8 protein-coding genes and 2 tRNA genes are annotated in these 6,688 nt (G+C 68.8%); 3 read left to right on the forward strand and 7 right to left on the reverse strand.

What is annotated here, in order from left to right:
* Positions 1-1,054 (reverse strand): trigger factor (gene tig, locus I5I_RS08345; RefSeq protein ID WP_036318333.1); only part of this gene is annotated, 1,054 nt, incomplete at its 3' end.
* A 71-nt stretch (positions 1,055-1,125) separates the two neighbouring features.
* Positions 1,126-1,199: transfer RNA gene (locus I5I_RS08350), tRNA-Pro, on the reverse strand.
* 106 nt (positions 1,200-1,305) lie between these two features.
* On the opposite strand from I5I_RS08350, the gene I5I_RS08355 reads away from it, so the two are divergent.
* A tRNA-Gly gene (locus I5I_RS08355) sits at positions 1,306-1,379 on the forward strand.
* A gap of 45 nt (positions 1,380-1,424) precedes the next feature.
* On the opposite strand, the gene I5I_RS08360 is transcribed toward I5I_RS08355, so the two are convergent.
* Positions 1,425-1,964 (reverse strand): gamma carbonic anhydrase family protein, encoded by a 540-nt coding sequence (locus I5I_RS08360; RefSeq protein WP_036318334.1) that lies wholly within the window; start codon positions 1,962-1,964, stop codon positions 1,425-1,427.
* 131 nt (positions 1,965-2,095) lie between these two features.
* Here I5I_RS08360 and I5I_RS08365 point away from each other — a divergent pair, with 131 nt between their 5' ends.
* Entirely contained in the window at positions 2,096-2,581 is a 486-nt protein-coding gene (locus tag I5I_RS08365; RefSeq protein ID WP_036318335.1) for a Dps family protein, read from the forward strand.
* A gap of 59 nt (positions 2,582-2,640) precedes the next feature.
* On the opposite strand, the gene I5I_RS08370 is transcribed toward I5I_RS08365, so the two are convergent.
* From I5I_RS08370 to I5I_RS08385, 4 genes are read right to left on the reverse strand one after another with little or no spacing between them, the layout of a single operon-like run.
* A complete protein-coding gene (locus tag I5I_RS08370; protein WP_036318339.1) occupies positions 2,641-4,137 on the reverse strand; it encodes an amidohydrolase in 1,497 nt (498 codons plus the stop codon).
* Positions 4,138-4,142: 5 nt separating this feature from the next.
* Positions 4,143-4,853 (reverse strand): FMN-binding negative transcriptional regulator, encoded by a 711-nt coding sequence (locus tag I5I_RS08375; RefSeq protein ID WP_036318336.1) that lies wholly within the window; start codon positions 4,851-4,853, stop codon positions 4,143-4,145.
* Positions 4,854-4,860: 7 nt separating this feature from the next.
* Positions 4,861-5,859 carry an Fpg/Nei family DNA glycosylase gene (locus I5I_RS08380; protein WP_036318337.1) on the reverse strand — a complete coding sequence of 333 codons (999 nt, stop codon included), beginning with the start codon at positions 5,857-5,859 and terminating at the stop codon, positions 4,861-4,863.
* The gene (locus I5I_RS08385) at positions 5,859-6,401 is read right to left on the reverse strand and encodes a ribose-5-phosphate isomerase (RefSeq protein ID WP_036318338.1); all 543 of its coding nucleotides are present in this window, start codon (positions 6,399-6,401) and stop codon (positions 5,859-5,861) included. Before I5I_RS08385 ends, I5I_RS08380 begins: the two co-directional genes overlap by 1 nt.
* 90 nt (positions 6,402-6,491) lie before the next feature.
* On the opposite strand from I5I_RS08385, the gene I5I_RS08390 reads away from it, so the two are divergent.
* Positions 6,492-6,688, forward strand: a 197-nt coding sequence (locus tag I5I_RS08390; protein WP_036318340.1) for an ArsR family transcriptional regulator, incomplete at its 3' end; no start/stop codon positions are given.

Below are 6,688 nucleotides of genomic sequence, written 5' to 3' on the forward strand. Positions count from 1 at the left end.
ATTCGACTCGGTCCCGGGGATCCTCTAGAGTCATCTGCGTGCGGAACTGCTTCTCGCTGGCCTCGGTGACCTCGGCACGGTGCTCGTCGTCCTCCAGGCGGCCCTCGCCCTCGAGGTGCGTGTGCACCTCGTCCTCGACCAGCTGCGCCGGCACCGGGATCTCGACCTTGGCGAGCAGCGCCTCGATGAGCTTGTCGCGCGCCGCAGCGCCCTGGAGGTACACCGACTGCTCCGAGACACGCTCGGCGAGGCTCTCGCGCAGCTCTGCGATGGTGTCGAACTCGCTGGCCATCTGCGCGAAGTCGTCGTCGGCCTCGGGCAGCTCGCGCTCCTTGACGGCGGTGACGGTCACCGAGACCTCCGCCTCCTGGCCGGCGTGGTCGCCGCCGACGAGGGAGCTGCGGAACGTCGTGTCCTCACCGGCGGTGAGCGACTCGACGGCCTCGTCGATGCCCTCGAGCAGCTCGCCCGAGCCGACCTCGTATGACACGCCCTCTGCGCGGTCGATCTCCGCGCCGTCGATCGTTGCGACGAGGTTCAGCTCGACGAAGTCGCCCTTGGCTGCGGGACGGTCGACGGTCACCAGCGTGCCGAAGCGGCCGCGCAGGCGGTCGAGCTCCGCATCGACCGCGGCCGCGTCGGTCTCGACGGCGTCGATCTCGACGGTGACGTCGTCGAGGGCCGGCAGATCGAACTCGGGACGCACGTCCACCTCGACCTCGACCTTGAGGTCACCGGAGAAGTCCTTGTCGCTGGGCCATTCGATGACCTCGGCCGACGGACGGCCGACGATGCGCACCTCGTTGGCGGTGACGGCTTCGCGGTAGAAGGCATCCAGTCCCTCGCTGACCGCGTGCTCGATGACGGCACCACGGCCGACGCGCTGGTCGATGATCGGGGCGGGAACCTTGCCCTTGCGGAAACCGGGGATCTGGATGTCCTGGGCGATGTGCTCGTACGCGTGCGAGATGCTCGGCTTGAGCTCGTCCGGGGTGACCGTGATGTGCAGCTTGACCCGCGTGGGGCTGAGCTTCTCGACGGTGCTGGTGACCATGCCTGTGTTCTCCTCGTGTCCGGACGCACACGTGCGCGTCCGTGGTTTCTTAGGTCTGGGGGTCGTTCGTGTCGGGGCGACAGGATTTGAACCTGCGGCCTCCCGCTCCCAAAGCGGGCGCTCTACCAAGCTGAGCTACGCCCCGGGCGCGCACTCACCTTTTCAGGTCGCGTGCGCCGAATAACGGCCGTTGGTCAGTCTAGCCGACAAGACCTTGTAGACTCTTCGGGATGCCGCTCGCAAGCGGCCTCGGGGATGTAGCTCAATGGTAGAGCCTCAGTCTTCCAAACTGATGGTGCGGGTTCGATTCCCGTCATCCCCTCCACATGAGCATCGAGGGGCCTGCGACAAGATCACGGGCGTGGCAAGATCAGCGCCCGTCGGATGCCGTCGCGTGCGCGGTCGAGTGCGCCCGATAGATCTGGGCGTTGCGGAGGATGCCGGCCTTCTCTTCGGCGGTGAGCTCGCGGCGCACCTTGGCGGGGACACCGGCCACAAGCGATCCATCCGGAATGACGGTCCCCTCCAGCACCACCGCTCCCCCGGCGATGAGGCATCCCGAACCGATGACCGCGCCAGAGAGAACCACGCTGCCCATCCCGATCAGTGAGCCGTCGCCGATCGTGCATCCGTGGACGACCGCGTTGTGACCGACCGACACGTTCCGCCCGATGATCACGGGGTGATCGGCATCCACGTGCACCGAGACGTTGTCCTGCAGGTTGCTTCCGGCTCCCAGAGCGATCGACGCGCTGTCGCCGCGCACGACGGCGTTGTACCAGACACTCGCGCCCTCTTCGAGAGTGACGTCACCGACGACACGCGCGCCCGAAGCGACGAACGCGGTCTCGTGCAGCACCGGCCGACCGGCAGGGATGGACAGAATCGAGGCGTCTTCGGCGATCGTCATGAGGCAAACGATAGTCTCCGTATCAAATTCACGGCCCGTTCGTAAAGCCAGCCTTCTCTTCCTTGCGGATGCGAGGCGCTCGCTAGCGTTGTCATCAACGTGGGAGACCCACGACGAATGGAGACGAGATCATGACCAAGACGCAGAACATTTCCATGACCGCTGCCGGCCCCGAGGCGGCCGCCGGCACCGCCCAGTTCCTGACGCCCGTGGTTCTCGGACTGCAGGCTCTCGCCGTCAACGGCAAGCAGGCGCACTGGAACGTGCGCGGCGCGAACTTCATCGCGATCCATGAGCTGCTCGACCAGGTCGTCAGCAACGCCCAGGGCTTCGCCGACCTGGCCGCCGAGCGCATCGTCGCCCTCGGCCTGCCTCTCGACGCGCGCGTGTCCACCGTCGCGGAGAAGACCGGAGCGACCGCGGTTCCCGCGGGCTTCGCGCAGTGGCAGGACGAGATCGTCGCCATCGTCTCGGACATGGATGCCGTCATCGCCGACGTGCAGGCCGCGATCGACGGCCTCGATGAGACCGACCTCACCAGCCAGGACGTCGCGATCGCGATCAAGGCCGGCCTCGAGAAGGACCGTTGGTTCCTCTCGGCTCACCTCGCCGCGTAACGACAGCTCGCCACGAACGCCCCGGGATCGGATCCCGGGGCGTTCGTCGTTTCTCGGGTTCACCCCACGTGTGTGAGGCGGCCTTCGATCATGGTCGCGTGTGCGCGCGTCCCGCGCAGATCCGCCTCCGCGGCTGTCAGCGGGTCGCGGTCGACGATCACGAGGTCGGCGACGTCGCCGGGAAACAGCGCCGAGCCGGTGTGCGAGCCGCCCTCCGTGGACGCGGCGAGGGCGGTGGCGGCATCCACTCCCTCGTCCGGGCGCCAGGCCGGGCGGCCATCGCGCGTGCGGAACACGGCGGCCGCCATCGCGGCCCAGGGGTCGAGGGCAGCGACCGGCGCGTCGGATCCGAACAGAAGGTTCGCCCCTGTGGCGGCGAGCGAGCGCAGCGCGTACGGCACACTCGTCTGTGTCGCCCAGATCGTGTCGGTCATGTCGCGGTCATCGATCGCATGCTCGGGTTGGACGCTCGCGCCGACGCCGAGCCTCCCGAAGCGCGGGATATCCGCATGCGCGACCAACTGCGCGTGTTCGATCGTCCCCGCCGCTCCCGTACCGGCGAAGGCGTCGAGAGCGTGCGAGTTCGCGACGTCGCCGATGGCGTGGACGGCACAGGCCAGGCCTCCCCCGGTGGCGCGCGTCATCAGGTCGACGAGCACCTCCGGCGTCACGGTCAGCACGCCGTGGTTGCGCGGATCGTCGGGGTAGGCGTGCGAGCACGCCGCCGTCCGGGTGCCGAGCGACCCGTCGGTGATGATCTTGAGCGGACCGACCCGCACAAGTCCCGCGGCGTCCAGGGCGTCGCCCGACGCCAGTCCTTCCGACAGAGCGCGATCGAGCTGCGGTGGATAGATGCCGAAGCGCACGCGGGTCGTGTCGAAGCCGGCGGACAGGCGACGCCGCCACGCGTCGGCGTTCCACGCCATGTCGAGATCGACGATGCCCACGACCCCGCGAGCTGCAGCCGCGCTCAGCGCGTCGCCGACAAGGCGATCGCCCTCCAGAGGATCGGCGGCGTTGAGCCTGCGCGAGATCTCGAAGGCGGGCTCTTCGCGGAGAACGCCGCTGTCGTCGGGCGCGAACCCTTCACGACGCAACGCCGCCGTGTTGAGCCACACGCTGTGCACATCGGCGTTGATGAGGTACGTCGGAACGTCGCCGGTCGCTGCATCCAGGGTCGCGAGTGACATCTCGTCGGGCCACAGTGCGTCACGGAAGCCCGTTCCGACCCGGCGACCGTCGGCCAACGGTGCGGTGCGGCCCATGATCGCTGCAGCCTCTGCGGCCGATCTGACTCCGCCCAGCGCCACGCGCTGCGCGACGAGCGCCCACTGGACGGTGTGCACGTGGTGGTCCCAGAGTCCCGGGATCACCCAGCCGCCATCCGCGTCGAGCACCTCGCCGCGTCGGGGAAGCGCGCGCGACGGGGCGATGTCGACGATCCGCCCCTGGGCGAGGTGGATGTCGACCGGGTCGTCACCGAACGGGTCGAGACGCTCCGCACCCGTCAGGCGGGCATCGGCGATCACGTCGACGGTCGCGCCTCGCGGCGGCATCCCGTTCACAACTCCTCCTCAGGACGTGGCGACGGCGCCGGCGACGGGTGCCCCGGCCCGTTCAGGCGGAGTTGCGCACCACGCGCGGCCCGGAGGGCCTCGTGCGCGCGGCGCATCTCCCCGGCCAGGCGCGGGTCGGCGTAGGGACTGCCGGCTTCCAACTGTTCGACGATCTCGTCGACGGTCTCGTCTGGTCGGTTCTGACTCAGCTTGCGCTTGGCCACCACCTTCGTGGGCGTCAGGCGGAAGCCGACCGTGCCCCGTTCCAGTCGGCGGATGAAGTCTTCGTCGTTGGGCGGCTGCCACATCAGCCGCGGCTGGGGCAGTGCGCTCTCGAAGCGTGCCACCAGCCGCTCCAGCACACGGAGATTCTCGTCCGGGGTGAGGATCTCGGGGATGCCGGACAGGTGCACGGCGACGTAGTTCCAGGTCGGGACGTTCGGCCCCGGCAGGTACCACTGCGGCGAGATGTACCCGTGCGGCCCCTGGGCGATCACCAGCAGTTCGTGCTGTCCCAGGCCGTGGATCGCATCGTCCGGCTTGCCGACGTGACCGACGACCGTGAGGTCGTCGTGGTCGTCGTCCAGGAGCACGGCGTAATGCGAGGCGACCAGACCATCGGGGCCGTGGCTCACGAGCGTCATCCAGGGGTTCTCGTCGAGGATGCGACGCAGCTCCGCGACGTCGGTCACGGTGAAGCTCGGGTTCTGTCTCATCGATGCCTCACTTCTGGCAGTTCGGGCACCAGTAGAGCTTTCGGGCGGCCATCTCCTCGAGCACGATCTCGGTGCCGCAGACGCGACAGGGCAGCCCGGCGCGGTGGTACACCCAGTGCCGATCATCGCGACTCGCCATCGCGCGCCGGTAGGCCTCGGGATCGAGGTCGTCCATGGTCATCATCTGACCCGTCTCGACTCCGATCACGAGCAGGCGCGTCCAATCGCGCCAGAGCTGTCGGACGAGCTCTTCGGGAACCATTTTTCCGGGCGTGTGCGGGTCGAGCAGTGCGCGGTACAGCAGCTCGGCGCGGTAGACGTTTCCGATGCCGCTGACGACGGACTGGTCCATGAGCAGAAGGCCGATCGGCGTCGCCTTGCGGCGGACGGCCGCGACGAAGCGCTCCTCCCCCTCGGCGAGATCATCGACCAGAGGGTCGGGTCCGAGCTTCGCGATCGTCGCCTGCACCTCGTCCGGCGCCTGCAGCTCGCAGGCGGTGGGGCCTCGGAGGTCCGCGGAGGTGACGGCGGTGAGCAGGCGCAGCCGAACCTGTCCGACGATCGGCGGAGGCCACGCGGTCTCGTCGGCGCCGTCGAGGCCGCGTGTCTGCTCGCTCATCCGGACGTGCACGCGAGCCTTGCGCGGTGCGCCGATCGAGCTCAGCGAGTTCTCGCCGGCGGCGTCGTAGACGGCACCGAGGTCGGTTCCCCGTTGATTGGTCTGTCCCATGCGGCCGTTGGCCGAGGCGATGGTGGGGTCGATCTCGATCTCGCCCGCGAAGTCCCACGCGCCGTACATGCCGAGGTGCACACGCAGCCAGACGTCGCCGTCGAAGGCGAGGAACATCTGCTTGCCGACGGCGCGCACCTCCAGGGCTTCACGGCCGTCGATGACCGCGGCGCCCTCGGCGAAGCGGCCCTGCGGACTGGATGCCGAGACCTCTCGTCCGACGAAGTTCCGATCGAACTGGCGCGCGATGCGGTGTACGGAGTGACCTTCGGGCATCAGCCGGCTTCGGGATCCATCGCGTCGACGGACTCGCCACCGGCCGGCGCCGACGTCCCCGCCCGCGGGTCGGGAACCAGAGTGCCGTCCGTCTCGAATGCGGCCAGCTGAGCGATGCGGCGCGCGTGGCGCTCCTCACCCGAGAACGGTGTCGCGATGAAGCGGTCGATGAAGGCGATCGCCTCATCGACGGTGTGCTGGCGCGCGCCGATGGATATCACGTTGGCATCGTTGTGCTCCCGCGCCAGTTCGGCCGTGGCGATGCTCCACACGAGCGCCGCCCGGATGCCGCGTACCTTGTTGGCGGCGATCTGCTCGCCGTTGCCCGACCCACCGAAGACGACGCCCAGCGTCTCGATCCCGGCGGCCTGGTCGCGGACGACGGCCTGGGCGGCACGGATGCAGAAGGCGGGGTAGTCGTCGAGCGGGTCGTACTCGATCGGGCCGTGGTCCACGACGTCGTGGCCCTGCTCCGCGAGGTGGTGCTGCAGCTGCGTCGAGAACTCGAGCCCCGCATGATCGGTGGCGATGTGGATGCGCATGCCCCCATCCTAGGGAGCGCTCGGCGTCACTGCGGCGTCGCTGCGACGTCACTGTGGCGCCGCAGCACGTGTCGATATGATGGATTGATCATGCCATTCACCCAGAGTCAGCGTCCCCTCTACGAGGTCAAGGCGAACCTCTTCAAAGGCCTCGCGCACCCCTTCCGCATTCGCCTTCTCGAACTGCTCGCCGGGGCCGAGGAGGTGCGCGTCGCGGACCTCCAGGCGGAGACCGGGCTGGAGGCGTCCCACTTGTCGCAGCACCTCTCCGTGCTGCGCCGTCACCG

The organism is Microbacterium sp. B24 (assembly GCF_000333415.1).
Lineage (GTDB): Bacteria > Actinomycetota > Actinomycetes > Actinomycetales > Microbacteriaceae > Microbacterium.

What these genes read in the sequence shown, in the direction of transcription:
- I5I_RS08385 (WP_036318338.1), bottom strand. Translation starts at nt 6,401, where the DNA reads ATGCGCATCCACATCGCCACCGATCATGCGGGGCTCGAGTTCTCGACG.
- I5I_RS08380 (WP_036318337.1), bottom strand. Translation starts at nt 5,859, where the DNA reads ATGCCCGAAGGTCACTCCGTACACCGCATCGCGCGCCAGTTCGATCGG.
- I5I_RS08375 (WP_036318336.1), bottom strand. Translation starts at nt 4,853, where the DNA reads ATGAGACAGAACCCGAGCTTCACCGTGACCGACGTCGCGGAGCTGCGT.
- I5I_RS08360 (WP_036318334.1), bottom strand. Translation starts at nt 1,964, where the DNA reads ATGACGATCGCCGAAGACGCCTCGATTCTGTCCATCCCTGCCGGTCGG.
- I5I_RS08365 (WP_036318335.1), top strand. Translation starts at nt 2,096, where the DNA reads ATGACCAAGACGCAGAACATTTCCATGACCGCTGCCGGCCCCGAGGCG.
- I5I_RS08370 (WP_036318339.1), bottom strand. Translation starts at nt 4,137, where the DNA reads ATGCCGCCGCGAGGCGCGACCGTCGACGTGATCGCCGATGCCCGCCTG.